Origin of the sequence: Halomonas sp. AOP13-D3-9, from assembly GCF_052379125.1 — a bacterium.
Taxonomy (GTDB): domain Bacteria; phylum Pseudomonadota; class Gammaproteobacteria; order Pseudomonadales; family Halomonadaceae; genus Vreelandella.
On record NZ_JBQSYH010000007.1, the window covers coordinates 16,488 to 41,649 of the forward strand.

Here is a 25,162-nt window from a genome sequence, read left to right on the forward strand (position 1 = left end):
AGGGATTTAACTCGCTGCTTCAATAAACGCCTTCGCCCTGGGATCCTGCATATAGGCAACATTGAGCCGGACCCAGGGTGTTGGCTGGTGGTCAGCAAAGAATAAGTGTCCTGGCGAGAGGGTGATTTCCCAGCGGTTGGCCAGCTCGTTCAGGGTTTCAGGCGTGATGGCCGCCGGTGGTTTTGCCCACACAAACATTCCACCTGCCGGTTGGCTATAAACCACCCAACCGGCATTTTTAAGCATCGTTAAGGCCATTGCCATTTGCTTGGCGAGCTTGGTACGTAGCCGCTCGGTGAGTTTCCGGTAGCTGCCGTTTTGCAGCATGGTAGTGACGACATGCTCGGCAAAGCGCGAAGCCGAAATACTGGTCAACATCTTGATATCCACCAAGCGCTGTACTTGCCCAGGCGGGGCGGCGATAAAACCGACTCGTAGCGAAGAGGAGAGGCTTTTTGAGAAGCTGCCCAGATAGAACACCCGGTTTAAGCCATCTAGTGCGGCCAGTCGGGTGGTGGGAGTGTGCTGAAAATCCGCGTAGATATCATCTTCAATCACCTTAAAATCGTGCTGCTCGGCGAGCTGCAACACTCGGTGCGCAACCGCCGGGGTGAGGGTACTGCCCGTAGGGTTATGAAACACGCTGTTAATATAAAACAGTTTAGGGCGGTACTCGGCTAACAACGCCTCCAGACGCTCAATATCCGGCCCGTCCGCAAGCCGTGGCACGCCAATCACGCGAACACGCTGTAAGTGCAGTAGGCCGAACAGGTTGTAATAGCCTGGCGACTCTACAAACACCACGTCGCCGGGCTCAAGCAGCATTCTTACCAGCAAATCCAACGAATGGCTGCCGCCGCCGGTCATCACGATCTGCTGGGCGTCAGCGGTAATCGCTAATGGGCGCAGGCGTTCCTGGATCAAACCGCGTAGATCCTGGGGCCCTTGAGGGGTGCTGTATTCGAAGATTCCCGAACGACTTTTACGTGCCACTTGGCGAATAGCATGGGTGAGATCGTCGCCTTCGCGCCAATCGCTTGGCAGCCAGCCGCAGCCGAGTTTTAGCGTGTGCTCATTAGCACTGAAAAGCCCCCACAGCCCGTTGGTGACCTCTTCCAGCCCGCTCGTTGCGGTCGATGGCGACACCAGTGCTGCTGCGCTATCCGCGACGTAAAACCCCGAGCCGGGTTGTGAGCGCACCAATCCAGACGCCACAAGTCGCTCGTAGGCTTCAATTACTGTGTTACGGCTGATGTGATGGGTGGCCGCTAAGCGGCGAATAGAGGGCAACCGACGGCCACCACCGGCACCGTGCGCTGCAATCCAAGTACGAATGCCCGCTTCGAGCTGCTGCGCGATGGGAGTTGCAGAGTGCCGATTAACCTCTAGCTGCATAACGTGCCCTGTTGTTTTCAACTGTTCGCTAAAAGGGCGGAACAGTGTCTGAAAAGTGGTGATTAAGTGTACCTTACCGCTGCCCGGTAAGCGTGCGAGCTTAGCGGTTCAACGACTCGCTTATTTAGGACTTTGCTATGAACCGCGCCGCTATTCTAACGATCAATACAAAAAGTGCCGCCTGCCTGGCGTTTGCGCTATGTACGATTACCACGGCGGTTAATTTACAGGCCCCGCTTTACGATGCGCTGGCAGCGCGGGATGGTTTGGGCGTTGGGGCCACCACCATCGCTTTCGCCTGCTATGTGTTGGGTATTGTGCCGGTGCTGCTGGGGTTAAATGGCCTGGCTGATCGGGTAGGGCGTAAGCCCCTACTCGTTACCGCACTGCTGTTATGTCTCTTGGCGACCGCGATAACCCTGATAGCGCCCGGTTTATTGGCGCTAGGGATTGCACGCTTTCTGCTGGGTATCAGCACAGGACTGACATCAGCCGTGGCGCCCGCTTATATGCAGCTGCTGTTGGGTGGGCAGGATAACCGTTTGGCGACCCACTATGTCACTGCCAGTACCGCGCTGGGGTTTGGTTTGGGGGCGGCGGTCACCAGCCTGTTTGTTTTCCACACCCCAAGCGTATCGCCTCCTAGCCTGTGGCTTTATCTCGCTATAGCTGCGTTGGCGCTGGTGGTGGTCACCACGCTTAATGATCGTGTGCCGAATGCGACTAAAAGCCCTATGCTACGCCTTCCCAGCTACCCCAAGGGGGCGCTCTGCTATGGACTGGCGATTTTGCTCGCCTGGGCCACGGTGGGGTTGGTCATCGCGATTCTACCTTCGGCATTAAACCAACACGGTTTATCCGCCTGGAGCGGCTTCGCCACCTTCGGTGTTTGCAGCTGCGGGGTGCTGTTTCAGCCTTGGGCGAGACGGCTTGAGCCACCTACCGCGACTCGGCTGGGGCTGGTGATTCTGCCGATTGCCTATGCACTGATCGCCTGGGGTGCCGTTCATGGTTATCTTGCAGCGGTGCTGCTGGGCACGGTGGCCGCCAGCAGCGCCTGCTATGGGTTTATCTATTTGGGTGGGCTAAGCGGTGTATTGGCGATTGCGAATGTGTCGACTAGCCAACAAGCCAGTGCGGGCTATTTTCTGATGGCCTATCTGGGCTTTAGTATCCCGGTGATCACCACCGGGATACTGATTGATGCCGTAGGGCACTCCGTGGCGTTAACACTATTTGGCCTCGCGCTACTGGGCGGTGTGATCGCCACGCTAGTTCTGTTGCGCAAGGCGCGGTAGCTAATCGCTTTCAAGCTGTTAGGCGGGATGCTTCTCTACCAACAATCCACAGGAGGGCGCCGCCCAGCGGGTATGGGTGGTAAACACCACATCACATACGACGGGGGAGTAGTAGCGGCGGACTTCGTCATCAATTCTTACCCGCAACGAATCCTGGCTGGTGACCGAAACGTCAGATGCCTCGGGAAGCACCACATGCACAATCACATACAGTAAGCGCCCGGGACGCACCATGCGCACGCGCACTTCAACGGTGTCGATATCAGCGAGACCCCGCGCTACGGCTTGGCGTACAGGCTCCGCGATAGTCTCATCCGGGGTTTTGTTGAGCAGCTCCCGAAGCGCTTGGGAGGCCATACGCACAGGCACGCCCAAGCACAGCACCACCACCGCAATCACCAACACCGAATCCACGTAGGGCAGAATAGCTTGCCAACCTAATCGCTCAAATAGCATCACCAGGCAGAAGGCGGCTAACACGGCCGCCGAAATAACGCTGTTGACTAACCAGTTGAGTTTATCTGCCGCTACCAAGGGACTGCTGACGTGGCGCTGGCTGCGGTGCATCACCCAGGCTGTTAGTGAACAGGCCGCGGTGGCAAACAGGGCATACAGCACTGCCAAGCCCGCTGCGATCTCACGCCCCCCGGTGAGCAGAGCCGCAATAGCATCGACCAAGGCAAAAATAGACACGCCTAAAATAAGTAGCCCTTTGCACAGATTCACCAGCGACTCAAAGTAGCTATAGCCGAACGGGTAGGATTCGCTATCGGGACGGCTGGCTAATTTGCTCACCTTGATAGTCACCAGCGCGACGCTGAAATAGATCAGATTAAACAGCCCATCCAGCAAGATCGCTTGGGAGTTAGATGCCAAGGTGGCCACGATGCCAGCACAGCCAATCAGCAGCGCCATAAAGGCGGAGAAGGATAAGGTGCTTGATTCACTCTTCACGAACTTTTTCTGCTCCTATGCTTACCTAACCAAAAGGCTGACAAGCATAGCAACTTTGTTCGATAAACTTCATTTTTTAAGTCAAGACGAATGTGTTGCATATGGTCGACTGGCCGACGCTCAGCGACCATATGCCTGCATTACTTCAGTAGCATAAAAATTGAGTTACCCCTCAACCCACACCTCATCACCTTTAAACTCAACCTTCCAGGTACGTAGCTTAACGTCCTCATCCTCTAAACACTGGCCGTCTTCAAGGCGGAAGTGTTGCTTATAGATAGGCGAGGCGACTACCGCCGCACCTTTAAGGTCGCCAACGATGCCTCGGGCGATCACGTTGGCGTTTGAGAAAGGGTCATGGTGGTCGAGGGCGAAAAGCTCATCGCCCTTTCCTTGCCCCAGTCCTGGCAAATAGAAAATAGCGACCTGGGCGGGGCCGTCGGCGGTTTCCAGCCAGGCGGCGACGCCGGAGAACGCGACTAGATCGGCTTTGGTACAGACTTTTTGCCACGCTTGACTGTCTTGAATATCCGCCATATCCATCTCTTTTTTCAGTGCCGTTGCGGTCATGGGTTGCCTCGTTTTTATTCAGTGTCAGTGTCGTTGTCAGTGTCAGGGCCCAGCGTCGCTTAAGCGGGGCGCAGCTGGCCGCGCTCGGAGGTCATGATGATTGACGGATCCGGGCGGTCGTCGTTGACGAAGCTGCGGAAGCGCTTGAGCTTCTCTGGGTCGCTGATCGCGTCCGCCCATTCGCATTGGTAAGTATCCACCACGGTTTGCATCTGGCGCTCTAGCTCATCATTGATGCCTAAGCTGTCTTCCAGAATCACCTCTTTGAGGTACTCCAGGCCGCCGTCGAGGTTTTCGCGCCATACCGAGGTGCGCTGCAAGCGGTCGGCGGTGCGCACGTAGAACATCAAGAAGCGGTCAATGGTGCGGTAGAGCTGCTCGTCATCCAGGTCGGTGGCGAACAGTTCGGCGTGGCGGGGACGCATGCCGCCGTTACCACATACGTAGAGGTTCCAGCCGTTTTCGGTGGCGATAATGCCAATGTCTTTGCTCTGGGCTTCGGCGCACTCGCGTGTACAGCCGGAAACACCAAACTTGATCTTGTGCGGTGAGCGCAGGCCCTTGTAGCGGTTCTCCAATTGAATCGCCATGCCGACGCTGTCCTGTACGCCGTAGCGACACCAGGTGCTGCCCACGCAGGATTTTACCGTGCGCAGCGATTTGCCGTAGGCGTGGCCGGTCTCGAAACCGGCGGCAATCAGCTCGCTCCAGATATCCGGCAGGTCTTCCAGGCGGGCGCCGAACAGGTCGATCCGCTGGCCGCCGGTGACTTTGGAGTAGAGGCTGTATTTTTTGGCGACTTCGCCCAGCACGATGAGTTTGTCCGGGGTAATCTCGCCACCGGCCACACGGGGCACCACCGAGTAGGTGCCGTTTTTCTGCATGTTGGCCATAAAGGTGTCGTTGGTATCCTGCAGGGGAATATGCGCTGCGTCGGTGATCGGCTCATTGAAGCAGGAGGCCAGAATGGACGCCACGGCGGGTTTGCAGATGTCGCAGCCCAGGCGGTGGGTGTCGGCGTTGCCGTGTTTTTCAATCAAGTCAGTGAAGGTTTTGATGCCTTCCACGCGCACAATATCGTAAAGCTCCTGGCGGGTATGGGCGAAGTGTTCGCAAATCGATTTATCGACTTCGACGCCGCGGGCTTCCAGCTCATGATCCACCACGCTTTTGAGCAGCGCGGTACAGCCGCCGCAGCCGGTACTGGCTTTGGTATCGCCTTTCACCCCGCCTAAATCTATCGCACCCGCATCAATGGAGGCGCAAATATCGCCCTTGGAGACGTTATGGCAGGAGCAGATGGTGGCGGTTTCCGGTAGCGCGCCAGGGCCGAGGGTGGGCGCGCCGCCGCTGCTTTGGGGCAGGATCAGCGAAGCGGGTTCATCGGGGAGCTCAATACGGTTTGAGTAGTACTGTAGCAGCGTGTCATAAACGCCGTTGTCGCCCACCAGCATGGCGCCGAGCAGCTTTTTACCGTCGCTGGAAACCACCAGCTTGCGATACTCCTGCTTGATGGGATCCAGGTAGCGGAACATCCGTGCGCCGGGGTTCTGATTACCGTGGGCATCACCAATCGAGCCTACGTCAACCCCCATTAGCTTAAGCTTGGTGCTCATGTCGGCGCCGCCAAACTGGGTGTCACCGCCGATCAGCGTCGATAACGCCGCTTTGGCCATTTGGTAACCGGGGGCCACCAGGCCAAAAATGCTCTGGTTCCACAGTGCCACTTCGCCAATCGCTAAAATGGCTGGGTCGCTGGTGAGGCACTGGTTATCCACGACCACGCCGCCGCGTTCACCAATCTCCAGGCCGCAGTCACGGGCCAACTGGTCGCGGGGGCGGATGCCTGCCGAGAATACAATCAGGTCGGTTTCCAGCACTTTGTCGTCTTGGAAGACCATGCGGTGGCGGCTGGCTTCGCCATCCTCAATACGCTGGGTGGCCCGTTCCAGGAGTACTTGTACCCCCAGTTCTTCGATTTTTTCGCGCAGTAGCTCGCCGCCTTCGTTATCCACTTGCATGGGCATCAGGCGTGAGGCGAACTCCACCACGGCGGTATCCAGGTTTAACCCGCGCAGGGCATTCGCTGCTTCCAAGCCGAGCAAACCGCCGCCTACGACCACGCCGGTGGTGGCGTTTTCGGCGGCCGCTTGGATGGCGTCTAGGTCGTCCAGAGTGCGGTACACCAAACAACCATCGCGATCATTACCGGGAATCGGCGGTACAAAGGGGAAGGAGCCGGTGGCCAGCACCAGGCGGTCGTAGGGGTAACGGCCTTGGTCGGTGACCACCTCTTGCGAGTTGCGGTCAATCTCAATAACGGCTTCGCTTGTGCGCAGTTCCACACCGCTGGTGGCGTAGTAATCCGCCTCGCAAAGGGCGAGCGAATCGGCGTCGCGACCGCTGAAGTATTCAGACAGATGTACCCGGTCGTAGGCGCGGTGGCGCTCTTCACCAAACACGGTGACCTGATAGCGCTCAAGAGCGCCGTTATCGACAAGCTGCTCGACCAGGTGGTGGCCGACCATGCCGTTACCAATAATAATAAGCTGCTGTTGTGAAGCCATCGTTTGGGTAGACATCTAAGCCGCCTCCGACGTTGTATGAGAAGAGTGTTTAGAAGAATCAGGAGTGTGTTGAGATGCCGCTTCGCGTAGCACGTCGACATCCGCCGCACCAAACAGCAGGGCTTGGCGGTAAGCGTTGAGATCGGTACCCGCAAGCGCCTGTTCGAAGTACCAGGGGCCCTGGCTGGTGTCGCCGTAGAGCACCGCGCCCTCTATCTGGCCGTTGCGCAAGAGCAGGCGGCGGTAGTCACCGCGTTCAAGGTCGTGGTAATTCAGTACGTCATGCTCGGCGCTAGCCTCGGTGGGACCAAAGGCATAGAGCGCTACGCCGCTGATTTTAAGTTTGGTGGCGCTGGGGGCATCTGCGTAGCCTTGGGTGGCCGCGCCGCACAGCGTTGCGGCAAGCACTTCTACCTGGCGCCAGATCGGTTCCACCAGGCCGTAGGTGGTGCCATCAAACTGGCAGCACTCGCCAAGGGCGTAGATCGTTGGGTCTGAGGTGGTCAGAAATTCATCCACCATGATGGCGCGTTCGGTTTTGAGGCCCGCCTGATCACCCAGTGCTGCATTGGGTGTAATGCCTGCGGCAACGATCACGCTGGAGGCGTTCAACTGGCGGCCATCGGCAAGATGCAGCTTGGCGACCCGGCCCTGGGCGTCGCTTTCTAGTCGTGCTAGCTGGGCACCGGTGATAATGTTCAAGCCGCGTTGAGTGAGGGTGTCTTTAAGCAGGTGCGCGGCGGTGTTATCCAACTGGCGGTTCATCAACCGCTCGCTGCGCTGAAGCACGCTAACGTTGATGCCGTTGCCACGCTTACGCAGCCCTTCAGCCGCTTCAAGACCGAGTAGGCCGCCACCAATCACGACAGCGTCGCCGCCGCGCTGAGCAATGGCCTCAAGTGCTTCGGCATCTTGCAGGTCGCGAAAGCCGTGTACGCCCTCAAGCTCAATACCGGGAACATCGGGCAGCGCTGGGCGCGAGCCGGTGGCGATGACCAGATGATCGTAATCAAACGATTGGCCGCTATCAGTAATCAATGTTTGGCGCGCACGATCAAGCGTCTCGACCTTTTCACCCAGTATCAGGGTGACGCCTTGATCTGCGTACCATGCGGTATCACGCAGGGTCAGCGCGTCTTGCTGCATCTCACCGGCAAGCAGTGGCGAAAGCAGAATACGGTTATAGGCAGGGTTGGGCTCGGCGCCAATCACCGTGATGCGCTGGGGGCGCGCGGGCTGTTTGACCAGCGCCTCGATGAGGCGGTGGCTGGCCATGCCATTGCCAATAATCACCAGATGGTCGTGGGGTGAGCACCGGGAAGTGGTTTCCATGGGTGGCTCCTCTTGTCGTTGCGGCTGCGTGAGCACCAAACAAAAAAACGCCCCTGTCGCGCCCTCTGTTCTGCAATTTGCAGAAGGAGAGCACAGCAGGGGCGTCGTTGCCCGATAGCGCTGTTTAAAAGCGTATGTTTTAAACGTGCGACAACCGCCATTGGCTGTCAGATGGTTAAAAACCTTGTGTTGTTTCAAGCAAGGAACTGGCCAACTGGCCATTAATCAATATTTATTCAACAACGTCAGTTGCTTAGATATAGATAAAAGATAAGCAGTAACGTGGCTCCTTGGCTTCTCTGCACAGTGATGGTGCGAGAAGTGGGGTGGTGTGCACTCTCACACACCATTTCGCCCGCGATGAGTGCTAAAACGAGCGCTTCATTACTGTTTTTTAATTTTTAAATATTTGTTTTTTATGAATTAATTTTTAATGAGGTGCTTTTAGGCTTGGCTTTTGCAGCTTTACTAAGCAACAAGTTAGTTAACAAGTGATAAGCGCTCATTGTTAGGCGATGGCAGCGAACAATTCCAAAGCCGTTCGAAAAATAACTAGCCGTTAGAAAATGTGTAGCTGTTTAAATTGTAGCTGTTTGAATTAATGTAAATTTTGCACCGACGAAGGTGCGCTGCGGCAACGACGTCCAGCCCTCTTCTCTTAATGCGTTTATATAGCGCCTTAGAGAAAGGGACTGGGCGTTTTTTATGCGTGGCGTTAATTAGCAACCCGAGGAGTAGCTATGACTCAGGCCAAAACGACTTGCCCCTATTGCGGTGTCGGCTGTGGCGTGACGGCAACCATTGAAGCGGGCACGCTAAGCGCTGTCGAGGGCGACCGCGAGCATCCGGCTAACTTCGGGCGGCTGTGTGTCAAAGGGTCTGCGCTACACGAAACCCTGGGCGAACAGGGCCGCCTGACACATCCTCGGGTCGATGGTGTTGAGGTCTCTTGGGACACCGCGCTAAGCACCACCGCCGAACGCTTAAACACCCTGCGCACCGAGCATGGACATCACAGCGTGGCGGCCTACCTCTCGGGGCAGCTGCTGACTGAAGATTACTACGTCGCCAATAAGCTGTTTAAAGGCTTTTTGGGCACCCCCCATTTGGATACCAACTCGCGGCTGTGCATGGCCTCGGCGGTGGCGGGGTATAAGCGCGCCTTCGGTGCCGATGCGGTGCCGTGCAACTACGAAGATTTGGAAGAGGCGGAGCTGATCGTGCTGGTGGGTTCTAACCTGGCCTGGAATCACCCGGTGCTCTATCAGCGCATTAAAGTCGCTAAAGAGCGCAATCCGCTGATGCGTTTGGTGGTGATCGACCCGCGGGTGACCGACAGCTGCGAAATCGCCGACCTCTACCTGGGGATTAAACCAGGCAGCGATGCTTACCTGTTTAACGGCCTGCTGGCGTGGATGGCAAAGCGGCGCAAGCTCGATACCCTTTATCTTGAGCGCCACACCGAAGGCTTCGACGAGGCCCTGGAAGCCGCGCAACAAACGGCGGGGTCGGTGGCGGAGGTAGCGGCGGCCTGTGATGTTGACGCCGAGCGGCTGGAAACCTTCTATTACTGGTTTGCCAGCCAGCTGCATGTGGTCACCCTCTACTCACAAGGCGTTAATCAATCCGCCAGCGGAACCGATAAGTGCAACGCCATTATTAACTGCCACTTGGCCGGCGGCAAAATCGGCTTGCCGGGGGCAGGGCCGTTCTCGATTACTGGCCAGCCCAACGCCATGGGGGGCCGCGAAGTAGGCGGGTTGGCCAACCAGTTAGCCGCGCATATGGATTACCACACCCCAGGCGCCCTGGATTTGGTCAGCCGCTTCTGGGCTACCGACAGCATTACACCGATCCTGCCGGAAGAGCCGGGCCATAAAGCCGTAGCGCTGTTTGAAGCCATCGAGCGCGGTGAAATAAAAGTGCTGTGGGTGATGGCCACCAACCCCGCCATTAGTCTGCCCGATGCGTCGCGGGTCCTCGCTGCGTTGGAAAAGTGCCCGCTGGTCATCGTTTCCGAGTGCGCCGCCCACACCGATCTGCTGCCCTACGCGGATATCGTGCTGCCCGCCTCGGGTTGGTCCGAGAAAGACGGCACCGTGACTAACTCCGAGCGACGTATTTCTCGCCAGAGGGGCATGCTGCCGCCCCCAGGTGAAGCCCGCCACGACTGGTGGATAATGTGTGAGGTGGCGAAACGGTTGGGTTTTGCCGAGGCGTTTAACTACGCTCACCCCTGGGAGATTTTCGACGAGCACGCGCGTCTCTCTGGGTTTGAAAACGGGCTTGAAAACAGTATTGATAACAGCACGGTGCCTGGCAGCCCGCAGCGGTTGTTTGATATATCGGGTTTGGTGGGTCTGGGCCAGGATGGCTACGACGCCTTAGCCCCCATTCAATGGCCGGTCACAAAGGCCGCACCCCATGGCACTGCTCGGCTGTTTGAGGATGGCGAGTTTGCCACCGCCAATGGTCGCGCCAAGCTGCTGGCGATCCATCCCCAAGGGCCTGAACAGGCGCTGAGTGCCGCTTACCCGCTGCGGCTGAACACCGGTCGAATTCGTGATCAGTGGCACACCATGACCCGCACCGCTCGCTCACCGCGGTTAATGAATCACCGCGCCGAACCCTTTATGGACGTGCACCCGGACGATGCCCACACCGCCGGTGTTACCGATCAGGGGTTGGCGGTGCTAACCGCCGAGAAAGGCGAATTTCGCGCCCGGGTACGGGTCTCCAACGCCCAGCGCCGCGGTGAGGTCTTCGTACCCATCCACTGGACTGACTGCTTCACCCAGCAGGCCAGAAGCAGCGCGCTGATCGACAGTATTACCGACCCGCTCTCTGGGCAGCCTGAATCGAAACACGGCGCCGTAGCGTTGGCACCCCTCGCCACTGAGTGGCAGGCGACTCTGCTGGTGGCCGATGGCGTAACGGAATTAACGCCGTGGTGCGCGAACCATTATTGGACGCGGATTCCCATGGCAAGCTGCCAGCGCTGGCAGCTTGCCGATACACAGTCGGTCAATGATTGGTTGGTGCAGCTGAAAGCGTGGCTACCAGGGGGCGTCTCGGTGGTCAGCCAAGACCCCACTAACGGACGGCTACGCGCCGCCTGCGTGGAAAATGGTCAGTTGCGCTGGTGGCTAATGGTTGGCCCACCCAGTGAGTTGCCAGGGTTGGCGTGGCTGCAAGCGCGTTTTAGCGATGCAGCGCTGAGCGATACTCACCGCCGGCGTCTATTGGCTGGCTGCGACGACGGCGCTGCGGATACCGGCCCGGTTGTGTGCAGTTGCCACCAGGTGGGCCAAACCACCATCGTCAATGCTATCCGAGAGGGCGACACCAGCGTAGAAACGTTGGGCGCTAGGCTCGCCTGCGGCACCCAGTGCGGTAGCTGTATCCCCGAATTGAAATCACTTATTGAAGAGGAGCGGCCCAATGCCCGCACTAAGCAACCCCTTGCTACAGAAGTGGTTTAACGCCTTTATGCGTTTGTCGCACCGCGCGCTAACGCCGTTGGTTCAGCATGCTGCAGACATACGTTTGCCACTGCGTGGCGAATGCCGCGCCGGGCATGTTTACCTGGTCGGTGCAGGCAGCGGCGATGCGGAGCTGTTAACCCTCAAGGCTGCACGCTTACTTATGCAGGCGGACGCCGTGGTGTATGACCGCTTGGTAGGCGACGACGTGCTGGCGCTAATACCTAATGGGCGCGAGCGCTACTACGTGGGTAAAGCACGTGGTCACCACAGCGTACCCCAGGTGGAAATCGGTGCGCTGATGGTAAAACTCGCCCGCGAAGGTAAATCAGTGGTGCGCCTGAAGGGCGGTGACCCGGCGGTATTTGCGCGGATGGGCGAAGAACTGGATGCCCTGGCCGCCGCCCAGGTGCCCACGGCCATTGTGCCGGGGATCACCGCTGCTTCAGCCGCCGCAGCCTGTATGGGCATTCCGCTCACCGATCGCGGCCATGCGCAGCAGCTGCGCTTTGTGACTGCCCAACTCTGCCGCGAAGATGGCACTCCGGATTGGTCATCGCTAGCGCGTAAGGATGAAACTCTGGTGTTTTATATGGGACTTTCCAAGGTCGACGCGATTTGTCACGGCCTGCGCCAGGCAGGCCTGCCAGATGAGTGGCCGATCATGCTGGTGGCCAATGCCAGTCAGCCCGAGCAGCAGTCGCTGGTGGGGTCGCTTGCAGATATGCCCGAGCAACTCGCCGCCACTCCCTTGCCATCCCCCTGTTTGATTGTAGTGGGCAGCGTTGTGCAGCGAGTCGCCACCACGCCTGCTGTAAAAATCACTGATGTTTGCGCTTCACCTGTCATCTGACCCTGAAACTCACAACAAAGGAAACGCACTCTATGTCCTATTTATTGCCTGCCGAATTTGCCACCAAGATGGTCGATGCTGGCGAAGCCAAGCTGCATATGTCTACCCGCGATGCGCTGATTCGCGCCTTTATGGCGGGAGCCATTTTGGCCATTGCGGCGGTGTTTGCGGTGACCGTGGCGGTGCAAACCGGCTACCCGATTATTGGTGCGATTCTGTTTCCGGTGGGCTTCTCGATACTCTATCTAATGGGCTTTGACCTGCTGACCGGGGTATTTGTGTTAACGCCGCTGGCGTGGCTGGATAAACGGCCTGGGGTGACGATTAATCGTATTCTCAAGCACTGGGGCATTGTGTTTATCGGTAATTTTGGTGGGGCATTAACGGTCGCCTTTCTCATGGCGATTGTGTTCACCTACGGCTTTAGCACCGAACCCAGCGAAGTAGGGCGGGTGATCGGCGAAGTGGGAGAGGGGCGCACCGTCGGTTATAAAGAGTATGGCGCTGGCGGCATGGCGACGATTTTTATTCGCGGCATACTGTGCAACTGGATGGTGTCGCTGGGGGTAGTGGGGGCAATGATCTCAACCACGGTGAGCGGTAAGGTGATTGCCATGTGGATGCCGATTATGCTGTTCTTCGGTATGGGCTTTGAGCACTCGGTGGTCAACATGTTCCTGTTCCCCTCCGGGCTGATGATGGGCGGTAACTTCTCGATTATGGATTACCTGATCTGGAACGAAATTCCGGTAGTGCTGGGTAACTTGATCGGTGGCTTGGCATTAACGGGGCTCACGCTCTACACCACTCACGTGCGTACCGCGCCGCAAAAAGCCCTATGATTAGCTATTGTGAGCGAGCATTGTGCATCCAAACGGTCTGAACAACCCTACGCGGGGGCGCTGTAGACCCATCCCTGGGCGCTACTTTCGCCATCCATGGCGAAAGACCCCCGCTACGGGTTGATTCAGACCTCGGTAAAATTGCTAAAGCTTGTCATTTACCAAGCCTTCGCTGCGGCGAAGGCTTTTTTTAGGGGAAGCATAATGGCAGCGCTGACCATTTCGCTCGGCCAGCACTCTGATAAAGGGCGCAAGCCAAGCAATCAGGATTTTTATGGCGTTTACCTGCCCACTGAACCTCAGCGTTCTACTAAAGGCATTGCGATAGCCTTGGCGGATGGGATCAGCAGCAGCGAAGTGAGCCGCGAGGCTAGCGAGGCGGCAGTGGGCGGTTTTTTGACGGATTATTACGCTACCCCGGCGACCTGGACGGTCAAAACCTCTGCCCAGCGAGTACTGCAGGCCACCAATGCGTGGCTTTACGCCCAAACCCGCCAGAGCCAGTATCGCTACAACCTGGACCGTGGCTATGTGTGCACCCTGAGCGCGATGGTGATTAAGTCCACCACCGCGCACCTTTTCCATGTTGGCGATAGCCGTATCTATCAGCTCTCTGGCAATACGTTGGAGCCGTTAACTGAGGAGCACCGCTTCTGGGCCTCACGGGAAGTCAGCCACTTAAGCCGCGCCATGGGAGCCAGCCAGCATCTGGAGCTGGATTATCGCCCGGTATCGTTAAGTGCCGGTGATGTGTTTCTACTCTCCACTGATGGTGTTTATGAGTGGCTGACCAGTGCCGAAATGGTCGCGCTGATTCATGCCCACTGGGGCGATCTGGACGCGGCGGCCGAGGCACTGATCGCTGCTGCCCTCGATAACGGCAGCGATGACAACCTCACCGTACAGATTGTGCGCATTGATAGCCTGCCTGAACGTCACTCCAATGAGCTTTACGCGGCGTTAGGCGCGTTACCGCAGCCGCCTGAGTTGCGTGAGGGAAGCGAGCTGGATGGCTACCGCATTGTGCGCCAGCTGCATGCCAGCAGCCGCAGCCATGTCTTTCTGGCGGAAGAGATAGAGAGTGGTGAAAAAGTCGCGCTAAAAACGCTTTCGACTGAGCTAAGCCAAGATCCGGCAAGCATTGAACGGTTCGTGCGCGAGGAGTGGATTGCCCGGCGTATCAATAATGTGCACGTGCTTAAAGCGCCTGCCCAACAGCGGCCACGCCACTACCTGTATACCGTGCTGGCGTATATCGAAGGGCAAACCCTGACCCAGTGGATGCGCGACCATCCGGATGCCGATTTGGCCAGTGTGCGCCCCCTCGTCGAGCAGATCGCCAAGGGGCTGCGCGCCTTTCATCGCCTGGAAATGCTGCATCAGGATTTACGCCCTGACAACGTTATGATCGACACCCAAGGTACGGTAAAGCTGATCGATTTTGGCGCTGCCAAGGTGGCGGGGATCGCTGAAGAGGGCAGTGCGGCTAGCGACGATATCCTTGGCACCGCCCAGTACACCGCGCCAGAGTACTTTCTGGGCGAAGGCGGCTCGACCCTTTCGGATCAATACTCCCTGGCGGTGATCACTTATCAGATGCTAACCGGCACGCTGCCCTATGGCACCGAGGTGGCTAAAACCCGCACCCGGGCGGCGCAGCATAAGCTTGCTTACCAATCGGCGCTTAGCGAAAACCGTGAACTGCCCGCCTGGGTGGATGAGGTGCTCAAAAAGGCATTACATCCCACTCCCCACAAACGCTTTCCGGCGCTTTCGGAGTTTATCTTCGAGCTACGCTCGCCAAGCCCAGACATGCTGAAGCGCGCCCAGTTACCGCTGCTGGAACGTGATCCGGTGCTGTTCTGGAAAGGTGTATCGCTAGCGCTGGCTATTGTGGTGATTGCTCTGTTAGTGCGTTAAGGATGGTGGGATGCAGTGTTATCAGCGCGCATCGTCAAAACGGTCAACCCGGCGCAAGGTTGGGAACAGCTTCATCCAGGCGCCGACCACCGCCAAAGTGCCCACGCCGCCAATAATGGCCGCCGGCACTACGCCAAACCCTGCCGCCATGCTGCCCGCGCGGAACTCGCCTAGCTCATTGCTGGAACCGATAAACAGCATGTTGACGGCATTCACGCGGCCGCGCATCTCATCTGGGGTGGCAAGCTGAATCAGCGTCATGCGTACGTAGACGCTAATCATATCGGCGGCGCCCGCCACCAACATGGCTATCAGGGATAGCCAAAAAATCGTTGAAAAGGCGAACACCAGATTGGCAATGCCAAAAATCGCCACCGCCATAAACATTACCAACCCAGCGCGGCGCTGAATGCCGCGGATGCCTAAGTAGAGCCCCATTAGGAGGGCGCCCACCGCAATGGCGCTACGCAGCGCGCCTAACCCTTCCGGCCCAACGTGCAGCACTTCCTGGGCGTAGATAGGCAGTAGCGCCACGACGCCACCCAATAACACGGCAAACAGGTCCAACGAAATGGCGCCCAAAATAATCGGCTGATGGCGGATGTAACGAATACCTGCGGTAAAGCGCTTTATGGCAGTGCTTTCCAGTATTTTGGCGGCTTCAGCGAAGCGAATGGGTACCGGGAGCAGCAGCACAAGTGCCGCAATAAAACAGCCTAAGCACACGCCGTAGGCAAGGCTGCCACCGCCTAACCCATACAGAATGCCGCCCAATAAAGGGCCGGCGATCACGGCAATTTTCATGATAGAGCTATTCAAGGCAATCGCAGAGGCAAGCTGCGCCCGGGGCACAATATTGGGCAGCAAGCTTTGTAAGGCAGGACCGGTAAAGGCGCGTGCGGCACCAAACAGCGCCAGAACAGCGTAATAGCCGCCCACATTATGACTTTCATTCAGCGAAAGGGTCAGCAGCAGGGCGCTGCATAGCCCTTGCACCATCCAGCTAAGTTGCAAAATACGTTTGCGCGAGAAGCGATCAACGAAATCCCCTGCAGGTAGCAGCAATAGCACCATTGGCAGGAACTGCGCCAAACCCACATAGGCCAGTGCCATCGGGTCCCTGGTGATATCGTAAACCTGCCAAGCCACTACAATGGCCTGAATCTGCATGGCAAATACCGCGGCTAATCGCGACAGCAAAAAACTTAAAAAGCCTGATTGGCGGTGAAGCGGGAGTAAGGGCGCTTCGTCGCTGGCGGATGTTTCGTTAGCGAAGGTCATGGCGTCATCATCGTAAGAGTTTCAATAGCAAAGGGTTGAAGTGGTGCCGTAGCCACCCCATGTTAGTTAACACGCTATCAATAGAAAAGGATGTTAATGATGCAAAATGTGATGCCTAACCCCGGTTTTGGTACGTTTCGCCTGGAAGGCGATACGCTCAAGCAGAGTATTCACGCGGCGCTTGAGGCCGGGTACCGCCACATCGACACGGCGCAGTTTTACGGTAACGAAACCGGTGTGGGTGAAGCAATTCGCGATAGCAGCATCCCGCGCAGCGATATTTTCCTAACCACCAAGGTGTGGTTCGATAAGCTAGAGCCCGCCACGCTGAAAGCCAGCGTGGACGAAAGTCTGCAGAAATTGGGCACTGATTATGTCGACTTGCTGTTAATCCACTGGCCATCCCCTAAGGACGAAGTGCCAATGGTCGATTACCTGGCGGCGCTTAAAGAAGTGAAAGCCGAGGGTAAGGCGCGCAATATTGGTATTTCCAACTTTACCTGCGCACAGGTAGACGAAGCGGTCAGCATTCTGGGCAAAGGTGAGATTCTCACTAACCAGATTGAGGTTCATCCTTTCTTACAGAACCGTAAACTGGTTGAACACTGCGAGCAGCACGGCATTCAGATCACTGCGTTTATGCCATTGGCCGTGGGCAAAGTAATGGACGACCCGACTCTAAAGCAGATCGCCGAGGCGCATAGCGTTACGCCCGCGCAAATAGCGCTTGCTTGGGTGAAGCAGCGAAATATGATTACCATTCCTTCATCGACTAAAGCGCGTAATATTCAAAGCAACATTGCCGCCTTTGATTTGGTGTTAAGCGATAGTGAGATGGTGGAAATTGCCACGCTGGACCGTAAAGAGCGTATTGCTAACCCGGACATGGCGCCCGCCTGGGATGAGTAAGCAGGGTGATTAGTAAGGATTTACAACACTAACAGATGAACGCTAAAAGCTAGCGTGTGTCAGAGTTGATGCCTGCTTCATGTAGGCATCTATGAATGAAAGGAGAAAATGATGAAAAGACACAAGATTAAAGATAACGCGTTAAAAGCGCAGCTGAGAACGCCGATGTTTAAAATGCAGCAGCAAACGCCGAAAAAAGGTAAAGGCAGCTACTCCCGTAAAGGACGCAACTCCCTGGGAAGGCATCGCCAAGCCGCCTAACCCGGCGTTTTGGCGATGCCTTCCCCAGGCATCTCTGCGCAGTATCCCCCATACTGTGCAGACTCCCATCAGTTTGGCCGATCCAATGGATCGGCTTTTTTTAGTGCGCCATGCATGGCGCGCAACTGAAAACGCCCCGACCACTTCCTGTGATCGGGGCGTCGGCTACGCCAAACTACTCCCGCAGTGGGGACATTTCTCGTAGGCATCGCGGGTTTCAGCCTGAAGGCGCTGGTTGCGTTGGCTTGGCGCTGGCTCCTCTACGCCATGAATGGATACCAGTTGGCCCTGCTCCCAGCGTAAGCCGATATCTTTTAACAGGTGCGGATCATGAAAACGCGGATCTTCGTAAAAACGCCGTTGGGTGCGTGAGTGCTTTAAAGCGTTGAGTAACTTGCGAGTAATGGTTGCAATTGCCATGGGGTCGGTCTCCTGGGTTGGGAGGCCGGGCAATATCGCGATCAGGGAGTATCAAAGGTAATGATAAAGCAACATGGCCGCGACACCTGCCGCGGCCAGTTTTCTCTCTACATGTCTGGCGCGCGACAACAATAAGCTGATACCGCATTATTAATAATGCGATGCAGCTTATTCATTCGTGTCGCGGGGATTTGCCAGCGCATGATGAGGTCTCTGAAAAGTCTCGTTAATAAACTAAAGACTGCCTTGTATAGGCAGTCTTTATCTTTTAACCGATGTTTATGAGAGCGTCAAGTCTAGTTAGCCACTTGTTCTACGTTGGTGGTTTGGCAGGTCTCCATTCGATACCCTGACTGGTAAACGCTGCGCAGACGCAGGCCATGACGACCATCCAACTCTAACTTTCGGCGTAGGCGGCTTACGTGGGTATCCACGGTGCGCGTCGAAACGTCCCCTTTGATGCCCCATACCAGCTCTAGCAAGTGCGCGCGGGTAATTAACTCACCAATTTTTGAGAAGAAGAGTGTAGCTAACCGATACTCACGTTCGGTTAAATCCACGGCGTTACCGGCCACGCTGATATAGTGTTCCTCGGTATGCAGGGTAAAGGTGTCGGGGCAGGTCAGCGCTGGGCGCGGTGTGGCATACCCTGAGCGCCTACCTAGTGCGCTTACTCTGGCAATAAGCTCACTGGGGCGAAGGGGTTTAGCGAGAAAGTCGTCTGCGCCCTGTTCGAGTGCTTTCACGACGTCGTCTTCACCCTGACTGGCGGTAATAAACAGGATAGGCCCACGCCAGCTGTCGTGTTGGCGCAGATGGGCAACAACATCCATACCGTCGCTGTCAGGGAGACGCCAATCGATAATCAGCAGATCAAAACTGTGCTGCTGTGTCGCGCGACGAAGCTCGCTAGCGCGAGTAAACAGTGATACCTGGTGTTCTGCAGTCAGTAGACACTGCTCAATAAAAGCCTGCTGATCAAGGTCATCTTCAAGTACGCCAATATGCATAATGGTGATTTCCCTTATTGTCGTCTTATAAACGTCACACGCGTAGACGTGGAAAACTCATGCCTAAAGTTTAGTTGATAATGATACGTTGACACAAAGGTTTACAGTTCGCTCGCAGACGGCCGATATATACTTCTTGCACTTTCAATCGCTAATACTGAGGTGCAGCTTCATGCGTCGTTCTTTGGTTCTTAAATTGAGGACTTTTATCGTCGCGTTGAGCATTGCTCTGCCGTCGACTCATGCTATAGCCCTGGAAGCACCAGAAGGCCCGGCAGTTTTGGTGGTGAGTGGGAAGGTGGGGCAACCCAACGTGGGCGACGAAGCCCACTTTGATAAAGCGATGCTAGAGGCCTTGGAGCAACACGAAACGATTACCCGCACGCCCTGGTACGATGGTGAAGTGCGCTTCTCAGGCCCATTAGGGCGAGCCATACTGGAAGCCGCCGGTGCCGTGGGGGAAAATATGCGTGTGGTAGCGTTGAATGAGTATGCGGCCACCATACCTGTTAGTGATTTCGCGCATTATGATGTGATTTTAGCCATGCAGGCGAACGGCAAAGTACTGCGTGTTCGCGATCAGGGGCCGCTGTTTGTGATTTATCCCTTTGATCAGCATCCTGAACTCATGAACGAAGAGGTTTTAGTGCGCTCGGTGTGGCAGGTGTCGCGTATCGACGTTGAATAATATAACGGGACAATTGCCATGCTGGCCTTTTTTAAGTTCTATTTTTCCCGCAGTACTCGGGTCGCTACATTTTCAGCGATCCTTTTTTTTCTTTCCGCGCTGACCACCGGTGGGGTCATTTATAATCGCCAGCATGCACTGGAGAATCGCCTGCTCGAAAACCTGCTATGGGCTGGGTATCAGTTTGATAGAGAGGTACGCGAGTTTCGCATAACGCTGCTTGAAGCAAGATCCGACAACGCCACTGTTGACGATGTATTGCTGCGTTATGAAATCCTCTTCAGTCGACAATCACTTTTTTATCAAGGCGAAATCGGCAACGTCGTGGCTAAACTGGAAGGCGTTGAGGAGGTCACTCATCAGACCGAAGCGCTGATCTTAGCCATGGAAGCGCTGCTGGAACCGCTTTGGGACGACTCAGTTGGATTAAATAGTGCCTTAATCGCTACCCTCTTGGAGCGGGCAACCCGTCTCCAGCAGCTCACCGGCACCATTTTGATCGAAACCAATGCCCACGTTTCCCGCATGCGTAGTGATGAGCGTCGGATATTGACGCACCTATACGGTTTAGTGCTACTGCTGATTTCACTGCTTATGTTATCAGGCGGTATGCTGGTGCGCGCGCTGATTCTGGAAAGTCGCTCAAGCGATCGCAAGGCCCAGGCGCTAGAAGCCAAGGGGCAAGAGCTAAATGAGGCTGCCAAGCAGGCAGAGAAAGCAAGTCTCGCAAAATCTGAGTTTATGGCTGTGATGAGTCATGAAATCCGTACCCCGTTGAATGGTGTAGTGGGTATGGCGGATTTGTTAAGCGAAGAGGTAAAAACATCAAGCGCGAAGGCCTATTTGGCGGCGCTTAAGCGTAGTGCAGAGAGCCTTCGTGCAGTGATTAACGATATTCTCGACTATACCAAAATTGAGTCCGGGCGCCTCGACATGGATGTTCAGCCGTTCGATCTCCACCAATGCATCGACCAGCTGTGTGAAAGCTACGCTCTTCGTGAGCCAAAGGCTAAGGTCGCCTTCAGTTACGCTATCGATCCTGCTCTGCCACGCTATGTCATGGGCGACATCGCACGGTTGCGTCAAGTCATCATGAACTTAATTAATAATGCGTTGAAGTTCACCGAAGAGGGCTTCGTTAAATGCCAGGTCAAGCCACTGGGAGACGATAATATCCTTGTTGAGGTGCACGATACCGGCTGTGGTATCACGGAAGCGGATCAAGCACAGCTGTTCTCGGCTTTCTCGCAAGTGGATACCTCTATGGCGCGTCGTCATGAAGGCACAGGGCTTGGGCTCGCAATCTGTAAGCGGTTGGTCGAGGCCATGGGCGGGGAGGTCGGAGTTAACAGCCAGCAGGGGCTTGGCAGTCGGTTTTGGTTCACTGTCAGCTTTCCGGAAACCGAACCACTGACGGTCTACCAGGCCGCTGACAGCCAGTTTGTCCCCTCCGCTAAGCACCATATTTTAGTGGTTGAGGATAACCCGCTAAACCAAACGGTAGCACGGGTGATGCTTGAACGCCTTGGCCAGCAGGTGACTATCGCAGAGAACGGCTTAGAAGCACTCGAACAGCTTAAAGTGGATCATGACAACTTTGATTTGGTCTTAATGGATATGCAGATGCCTAAGCTGGATGGAACCGAAACCACCCAACGCTGGCGCGATTATGAAGCTGTGCATCAACTGGCTAAGTTACCGATAGTGGCGATGACCGCCAATGTGATGCCTGAGCACCGCGAGCGCTGTATGCAAAGTGGTATGGACGATATGATTCATAAGCCTTTTACGCGCGATGAACTGCATCAGGTGATCTGCCGCTATCTCTCTAATGCTGAAATCTTAGCGGCTGATGGCGTTCACGTTCACTCGCCTAATAGCCCCAAATCACTGGGTGACGCCGTCGGCGCCGTTCAGGTGCTCGATAAGCGTCTTTGTGAAGAGCTGAAAAGCACCTTTGAGCCAAGGGCGCTGGAGGCACTGCTGACGACATTTTTAACGCGGTTTGGTGAGCGTAGTGCCCGTCTTAACGCCTACTGGCAGTCAGAGGATCGCCCAGCCTTGTGCCAAGAAGCCCACTCGCTCAAGGGCGCTGCGTCTTCGCTCGGCTGTGCGGCGATTGCTGAACAAGCCAGCCAATTGGAGCAAGCGGCTTTAGACGCCCCGTCCAGCGAATTGGCTGTTTATCTGGAGCGTTTAGTGGCGCTGCATACATCTACACAGCAAGCGTTGCACCGGGCAAGCATGCTCTCTTCCTGAGTCATCACATCGGGCAGTGAACGTTCACACATCCAGGCATTAAAGGCACCGGCGGTTAACGGGCGAGAGATAAAGTAACCCTGCCCAATTGGACACCCCGCTTCAGCGAGAAGAGCGTGCTGCGCCGCTGTTTCTATACCTTCAGCGACCACGGTTAGCCCCAGTTGTTTGCCTAAGTCGATAATCGACGCTGTTATCACCAGTGCTTCTTTGTCCTGGTCGATCAGTGATACAAAGCTACGATCAATTTTGAGTTCGCTGAAAGGCAACCGATAGAGCTGAGTTAACGACGAGTGCCCGGTGCCAAAATCATCTAACGCCAGCTGGCAACCGCGTTGCCGCAATGCTTTAAGCACATAGTTTGCATAGCCCAAACACTCAACGCCGGCTGTTTCAGTGAGTTCCAGAGTAATCTTGCTAAGCACCGCATGGTGGCGTTGGCTAAGCTGATCGAACGCTTCCAGTACGCCCTCTGCTTGAATAAAGGCTGCCGGTATATTAATCGAGATGTTCAAGTCCCAGCCTTGCGCCTGCCACTGGGCTTGCTGCTGCAAGGCAAGCTCGATCACGTACCAGGTGAGTGAAACCATCTGGTCACTCTGCTCTGCCAAGGGAATAAAACTATCGGGGTACAGTACCCCGCGTTGGGGGTCTTGCCAGCGTACCAGTGCTTCGGCCCCGATAACGTGGTTATTTTGAAGGTCTATTTGGGGCTGATAGGCGAGAAACAGCTGGTTGTCCTGGATAGCCCTCGCCAATTCATCGCTCGTGGGGGCTTTGGGGGCTTTTTTTAATGGCTCAAGGAATGATGCTAGATCAGTGAATAGCTTGGCCTTCGCTAGAAAGCCGAGCATGTGAAAACCCATTGCCTTTCCTGCTGTAACCGCCAGCGCGGCAGTTTCTTGTGAACAACTGCTAATAAATAGGATTGACGCCTTTATGCGCAAATCGTACAGGTAGTCGAGTATATCTAGGCCCGTAAACTCGCCTAATCCGAAATCAAGTAGAATAAGCTCAGCATTGAGTAGCGCAGGCTGGCGCACTAACTCTCCAAGGCTACCAGCCGTTAGTACCTCATAGCCGTGTTGACTGAGCAGTGTCTTGCCGAGCAGTCGAACATCCGGATCATCATCAATAATTAACGCATTCGACAGCATGGAGGCTCCTTTGATGACCCTTGCTATTGGCTATCGCGGCGCGGTGGTTAGAAAAGCGCATGCCTTGACAGCAAGTGGTTAAGCCCCTTGGGCCTTATTAAAGCCCAAGGGAGAAATAAGCCGAGAATACTTAGAAGGACTCCCACTCGGGTGGCTGGGCGCTCACCAAACGACGCGGAGCGGCAGGCTTAGTCGAGGGCTTATTAACCATTGAGGAAGGCGCTATTTTGCCAAAAAGGGCTTGCTCATCGCTATTGCTGAGCTTGAAGGCGCCCACTAAAGTGCTCAACCGGTCCGCTTGATCACTTAGTTCAGCGGCGGCAGCGCTGGTCTCTTCAACCATGGAGGCATTGTGTTGGGTCATGCTATCCAGCTCATTAACCGCGTCGTTGACTTGACCTATACCCACACTCTGCTCTTTAGCACCGGCACTAATTTCAGCAATCACGTCAGCCACACGCTCGATGCTTTTTACCATCTCCTGCATGGTGTTGCCGGTTTGCTTAACTTGGTCGACGCCGGATTTTGTGCGGCTTAGCGACGTATTGATCAGCGTGGCGATATTTTTGGACGCATCACTGGAGCGGCTGGCTAATATACGTACCTCTTGGGCAACTACCGCAAAGCCTCGGCCATGCTCACCCGCGCGGGCGGCCTCTACCGACGCATTCAGCGCCAGGATATTGGTTTGAAAAGCAATGCTATCAATCAGAGTGACGATATTACTGATTTCAGATGACGAGTCGTTAATGGTATCCATGGTCTGCTCAACGCTGTGCATGGAGTGCAAGCCCTGTTGTGCGAGCTCCTTGGTTGAAAGTGCTAGTTGATCAGCTTGTTGGGCAGAGTCGGAAGCGTTGTTCACCACTGCCGCGATTTGTTCCATCGACGCAGAAGTTTGCTGCAGGTTGGCCGCGGCCTGCTCTGTGCGAGTCGCAAGCTCCTGGCTGCCTTTGGCTATTTCACTTGAGGCATGTTGAAGGCTAACGGTGCTGCTGCTAACTGACTGAAGCGTATCGTCAATGCGTTTAATAAAAGCATTGAACTGCTGTGCCAGTTCGCCGATTTCATCGCGGCGCTGGCTGTTAATACGGGCGGTTAAATCGCCATCACCTTCGGTGATCTCTTTTATGCGTCCGCTAATCTGGCGTATAGCCCGTGACATCATTAACGGCCCAAATAGTGCAATAAGTGTCGCCGCGATAAAGATGATTAAAGCGATAATGATAGTGGATGTTTGCTGCACTTGGATTCTATCAATCACCGCCACTTCTGCTTGATTAATGGCTGTCTCAATATTCATTCCTGATACATCATATACATCGCGTAGTGCATTAAATTTATCTAGTGAGGAGCCGGATAGCATTGTTAATGCTGCTGCGGTATTGCCGCTTTGGTGCAGTTCAAAAACACGCGTTGCCTCTTGTTGCCAATCGCTATATAACGTTTCAAAGTTGGCTAGTTGCGTGGTTAACTCTGGGTAGTCCTGCATATATTCGGCATAGCGCTGCATGCGATCGTAAGCCTGTTGCGAATTCTCTTCGAATTCGGCGATTAGCTCCGGTGCGCGCTCTGTGTCTGGGTCGGCTAATAGGTACTCGATCTCAGCTACCCGAGCTTGGTACAGGTCTCTATCGGCATTGAGTACGGTGGAGCTAGCAGGAATATAATTTTTAATAAACGTGTCTAAGCGACTCTTTACCATGTTAACGAGCAGCGCATCGGCTACCACAATAGCCAGTAGTGCTAACGCAACGCTGATAAAGGCAAGAGCGTACTTAACTCTTATCTGATGAAGACGATTCATATGTACCACTCCGGTAGTGTAAAACGATGAGAGTACATTAACTGTAAAGTCTTAGTAGGGTCGACAGCTTTGTAATGTTTGTGACTTTTTTTCACGTTCCAGGGCTTAATTAGCGGTGTAACAAATTGGCTAGTATTGTAATAAGAACTATTTATAT

General features: G+C 55.4%; 19 protein-coding genes. 9 read left to right on the forward strand and 10 right to left on the reverse strand.

The window, feature by feature from the left end; genetic code table 11:
- Positions 1-6: 6 nt before the first annotated feature.
- The gene (locus tag ACT3UM_RS09095) at positions 7-1,395 is read right to left on the reverse strand and encodes an aminotransferase-like domain-containing protein (protein WP_498898064.1); all 1,389 of its coding nucleotides are present in this window, start codon (positions 1,393-1,395) and stop codon (positions 7-9) included.
- Positions 1,396-1,532: 137 nt separating this feature from the next.
- Here ACT3UM_RS09095 and ACT3UM_RS09100 point away from each other — a divergent pair, with 137 nt between their 5' ends.
- Entirely contained in the window at positions 1,533-2,693 is a 1,161-nt protein-coding gene (locus ACT3UM_RS09100) for an MFS transporter (protein WP_498898066.1), read from the forward strand.
- An 18-nt stretch (positions 2,694-2,711) separates the two neighbouring features.
- On the opposite strand, the gene ACT3UM_RS09105 is transcribed toward ACT3UM_RS09100, so the two are convergent.
- From ACT3UM_RS09105 to ACT3UM_RS09120, 4 genes are all read right to left on the reverse strand, one after another.
- Complete coding sequence (locus ACT3UM_RS09105; protein ID WP_498898068.1) at positions 2,712-3,647, reverse strand: cation diffusion facilitator family transporter; 936 nt, start codon at positions 3,645-3,647, stop codon at positions 2,712-2,714.
- Between the two features lie 165 nt (positions 3,648-3,812).
- Positions 3,813-4,217, reverse strand: coding sequence for a nitrite reductase small subunit NirD (gene nirD / locus ACT3UM_RS09110; protein WP_498898070.1), 405 nt, complete (start codon positions 4,215-4,217; stop codon positions 3,813-3,815).
- A 59-nt stretch (positions 4,218-4,276) separates the two neighbouring features.
- Positions 4,277-6,784, reverse strand: a complete 2,508-nt coding sequence (nirB, locus tag ACT3UM_RS09115) for a nitrite reductase large subunit NirB (protein ID WP_498898407.1) — start codon at positions 6,782-6,784, stop codon at positions 4,277-4,279.
- 15 nt (positions 6,785-6,799) lie between these two features.
- Entirely contained in the window at positions 6,800-8,116 is a 1,317-nt protein-coding gene (locus ACT3UM_RS09120) for an NAD(P)/FAD-dependent oxidoreductase (RefSeq protein WP_498898072.1), read from the reverse strand.
- Between the two features lie 740 nt (positions 8,117-8,856).
- Here ACT3UM_RS09120 and ACT3UM_RS09125 point away from each other — a divergent pair.
- The 4 genes from ACT3UM_RS09125 to ACT3UM_RS09140 all read left to right on the forward strand — a co-directional run bounded on the left by ACT3UM_RS09125 (position 8,857) and on the right by ACT3UM_RS09140 (position 15,213).
- Complete coding sequence (locus ACT3UM_RS09125; protein WP_498898074.1) at positions 8,857-11,598, forward strand: nitrate reductase; 2,742 nt, start codon at positions 8,857-8,859, stop codon at positions 11,596-11,598.
- The gene (gene cobA / locus ACT3UM_RS09130) at positions 11,558-12,451 is read left to right on the forward strand and encodes a uroporphyrinogen-III C-methyltransferase (RefSeq protein ID WP_498898076.1); all 894 of its coding nucleotides are present in this window, start codon (positions 11,558-11,560) and stop codon (positions 12,449-12,451) included. Before ACT3UM_RS09125 ends, cobA begins: the two co-directional genes overlap by 41 nt.
- A 32-nt stretch (positions 12,452-12,483) precedes the next feature.
- Complete coding sequence (locus ACT3UM_RS09135) at positions 12,484-13,293, forward strand: formate/nitrite transporter family protein (RefSeq protein WP_008957727.1); 810 nt, start codon at positions 12,484-12,486, stop codon at positions 13,291-13,293.
- Positions 13,294-13,497: 204 nt separating this feature from the next.
- Positions 13,498-15,213, forward strand: coding sequence for a bifunctional protein-serine/threonine kinase/phosphatase (locus ACT3UM_RS09140; RefSeq protein WP_498898079.1), 1,716 nt, complete (start codon positions 13,498-13,500; stop codon positions 15,211-15,213).
- Positions 15,214-15,234: 21 nt separating this feature from the next.
- Here ACT3UM_RS09140 and ACT3UM_RS09145 read toward each other — a convergent pair whose 3' ends face one another.
- Positions 15,235-16,494 carry an MFS transporter gene (locus tag ACT3UM_RS09145; RefSeq protein ID WP_498898081.1) on the reverse strand — a complete coding sequence of 420 codons (1,260 nt, stop codon included), beginning with the start codon at positions 16,492-16,494 and terminating at the stop codon, positions 15,235-15,237.
- A 90-nt stretch (positions 16,495-16,584) separates the two neighbouring features.
- On the opposite strand from ACT3UM_RS09145, the gene dkgB reads away from it, so the two are divergent.
- Positions 16,585-17,403 (forward strand): 2,5-didehydrogluconate reductase DkgB, encoded by an 819-nt coding sequence (gene dkgB, locus ACT3UM_RS09150; RefSeq protein WP_498898083.1) that lies wholly within the window; start codon positions 16,585-16,587, stop codon positions 17,401-17,403.
- 111 nt (positions 17,404-17,514) lie between these two features.
- Positions 17,515-17,664, forward strand: coding sequence for an alternative ribosome rescue factor ArfA (arfA, locus tag ACT3UM_RS09155; RefSeq protein WP_498898085.1), 150 nt, complete (start codon positions 17,515-17,517; stop codon positions 17,662-17,664).
- 165 nt (positions 17,665-17,829) lie between these two features.
- Here arfA and ACT3UM_RS09160 read toward each other — a convergent pair whose 3' ends face one another.
- Together ACT3UM_RS09160 and ACT3UM_RS09165 are read right to left on the reverse strand one after the other, a co-directional pair.
- Positions 17,830-18,084, reverse strand: a complete 255-nt coding sequence (locus ACT3UM_RS09160) for a hypothetical protein (protein ID WP_498898087.1) — start codon at positions 18,082-18,084, stop codon at positions 17,830-17,832.
- A gap of 296 nt (positions 18,085-18,380) precedes the next feature.
- A complete protein-coding gene (locus ACT3UM_RS09165) occupies positions 18,381-19,094 on the reverse strand; it encodes a response regulator transcription factor (protein WP_498898089.1) in 714 nt (237 codons plus the stop codon).
- Positions 19,095-19,266: 172 nt separating this feature from the next.
- Between ACT3UM_RS09165 and ACT3UM_RS09170 the strand changes: the two genes are divergently transcribed.
- Both ACT3UM_RS09170 and ACT3UM_RS09175 read left to right on the forward strand, forming a co-directional pair.
- Positions 19,267-19,782, forward strand: coding sequence for a putative pterin-binding protein (locus ACT3UM_RS09170; protein ID WP_498898091.1), 516 nt, complete (start codon positions 19,267-19,269; stop codon positions 19,780-19,782).
- A gap of 18 nt (positions 19,783-19,800) precedes the next feature.
- A complete protein-coding gene (locus ACT3UM_RS09175; RefSeq protein WP_498898093.1) occupies positions 19,801-22,041 on the forward strand; it encodes an ATP-binding protein in 2,241 nt (746 codons plus the stop codon).
- On the opposite strand, the gene ACT3UM_RS09180 is transcribed toward ACT3UM_RS09175, so the two are convergent.
- Both ACT3UM_RS09180 and ACT3UM_RS09185 read right to left on the reverse strand, forming a co-directional pair.
- The gene (locus ACT3UM_RS09180) at positions 21,966-23,198 is read right to left on the reverse strand and encodes an EAL domain-containing response regulator (protein WP_498898095.1); all 1,233 of its coding nucleotides are present in this window, start codon (positions 23,196-23,198) and stop codon (positions 21,966-21,968) included. The two genes, ACT3UM_RS09175 and ACT3UM_RS09180, sit on opposite strands and share 76 nt — an antisense overlap.
- A gap of 130 nt (positions 23,199-23,328) precedes the next feature.
- Positions 23,329-25,005, reverse strand: coding sequence for a methyl-accepting chemotaxis protein (locus ACT3UM_RS09185; RefSeq protein ID WP_498898097.1), 1,677 nt, complete (start codon positions 25,003-25,005; stop codon positions 23,329-23,331).
- Between the last annotated feature and the right edge of the window lie 157 nt (positions 25,006-25,162).

Coding starts and splice junctions, on each gene's coding strand:
- nirB (WP_498898407.1), bottom strand. CDS start 6,784: ATGGCTTCACAACAGCAGCTTATTATTATTGGTAACGGCATGGTCGGC.
- ACT3UM_RS09100 (WP_498898066.1), top strand. CDS start 1,533: ATGAACCGCGCCGCTATTCTAACGATCAATACAAAAAGTGCCGCCTGC.
- ACT3UM_RS09120 (WP_498898072.1), bottom strand. CDS start 8,116: ATGGAAACCACTTCCCGGTGCTCACCCCACGACCATCTGGTGATTATT.
- ACT3UM_RS09180 (WP_498898095.1), bottom strand. CDS start 23,198: ATGCTGTCGAATGCGTTAATTATTGATGATGATCCGGATGTTCGACTG.
- ACT3UM_RS09160 (WP_498898087.1), bottom strand. CDS start 18,084: ATGGCAATTGCAACCATTACTCGCAAGTTACTCAACGCTTTAAAGCAC.
- ACT3UM_RS09165 (WP_498898089.1), bottom strand. CDS start 19,094: ATGCATATTGGCGTACTTGAAGATGACCTTGATCAGCAGGCTTTTATT.
- ACT3UM_RS09185 (WP_498898097.1), bottom strand. CDS start 25,005: ATGAATCGTCTTCATCAGATAAGAGTTAAGTACGCTCTTGCCTTTATC.
- ACT3UM_RS09095 (WP_498898064.1), bottom strand. CDS start 1,395: ATGCAGCTAGAGGTTAATCGGCACTCTGCAACTCCCATCGCGCAGCAG.
- ACT3UM_RS09140 (WP_498898079.1), top strand. CDS start 13,498: ATGGCAGCGCTGACCATTTCGCTCGGCCAGCACTCTGATAAAGGGCGC.
- ACT3UM_RS09125 (WP_498898074.1), top strand. CDS start 8,857: ATGACTCAGGCCAAAACGACTTGCCCCTATTGCGGTGTCGGCTGTGGC.
- ACT3UM_RS09175 (WP_498898093.1), top strand. CDS start 19,801: ATGCTGGCCTTTTTTAAGTTCTATTTTTCCCGCAGTACTCGGGTCGCT.
- dkgB (WP_498898083.1), top strand. CDS start 16,585: ATGTTAATGATGCAAAATGTGATGCCTAACCCCGGTTTTGGTACGTTT.
- ACT3UM_RS09135 (WP_008957727.1), top strand. CDS start 12,484: ATGTCCTATTTATTGCCTGCCGAATTTGCCACCAAGATGGTCGATGCT.
- cobA (WP_498898076.1), top strand. CDS start 11,558: ATGCCCGCACTAAGCAACCCCTTGCTACAGAAGTGGTTTAACGCCTTT.
- arfA (WP_498898085.1), top strand. CDS start 17,515: ATGAAAAGACACAAGATTAAAGATAACGCGTTAAAAGCGCAGCTGAGA.
- nirD (WP_498898070.1), bottom strand. CDS start 4,217: ATGACCGCAACGGCACTGAAAAAAGAGATGGATATGGCGGATATTCAA.
- ACT3UM_RS09145 (WP_498898081.1), bottom strand. CDS start 16,494: ATGACCTTCGCTAACGAAACATCCGCCAGCGACGAAGCGCCCTTACTC.
- ACT3UM_RS09170 (WP_498898091.1), top strand. CDS start 19,267: ATGCGTCGTTCTTTGGTTCTTAAATTGAGGACTTTTATCGTCGCGTTG.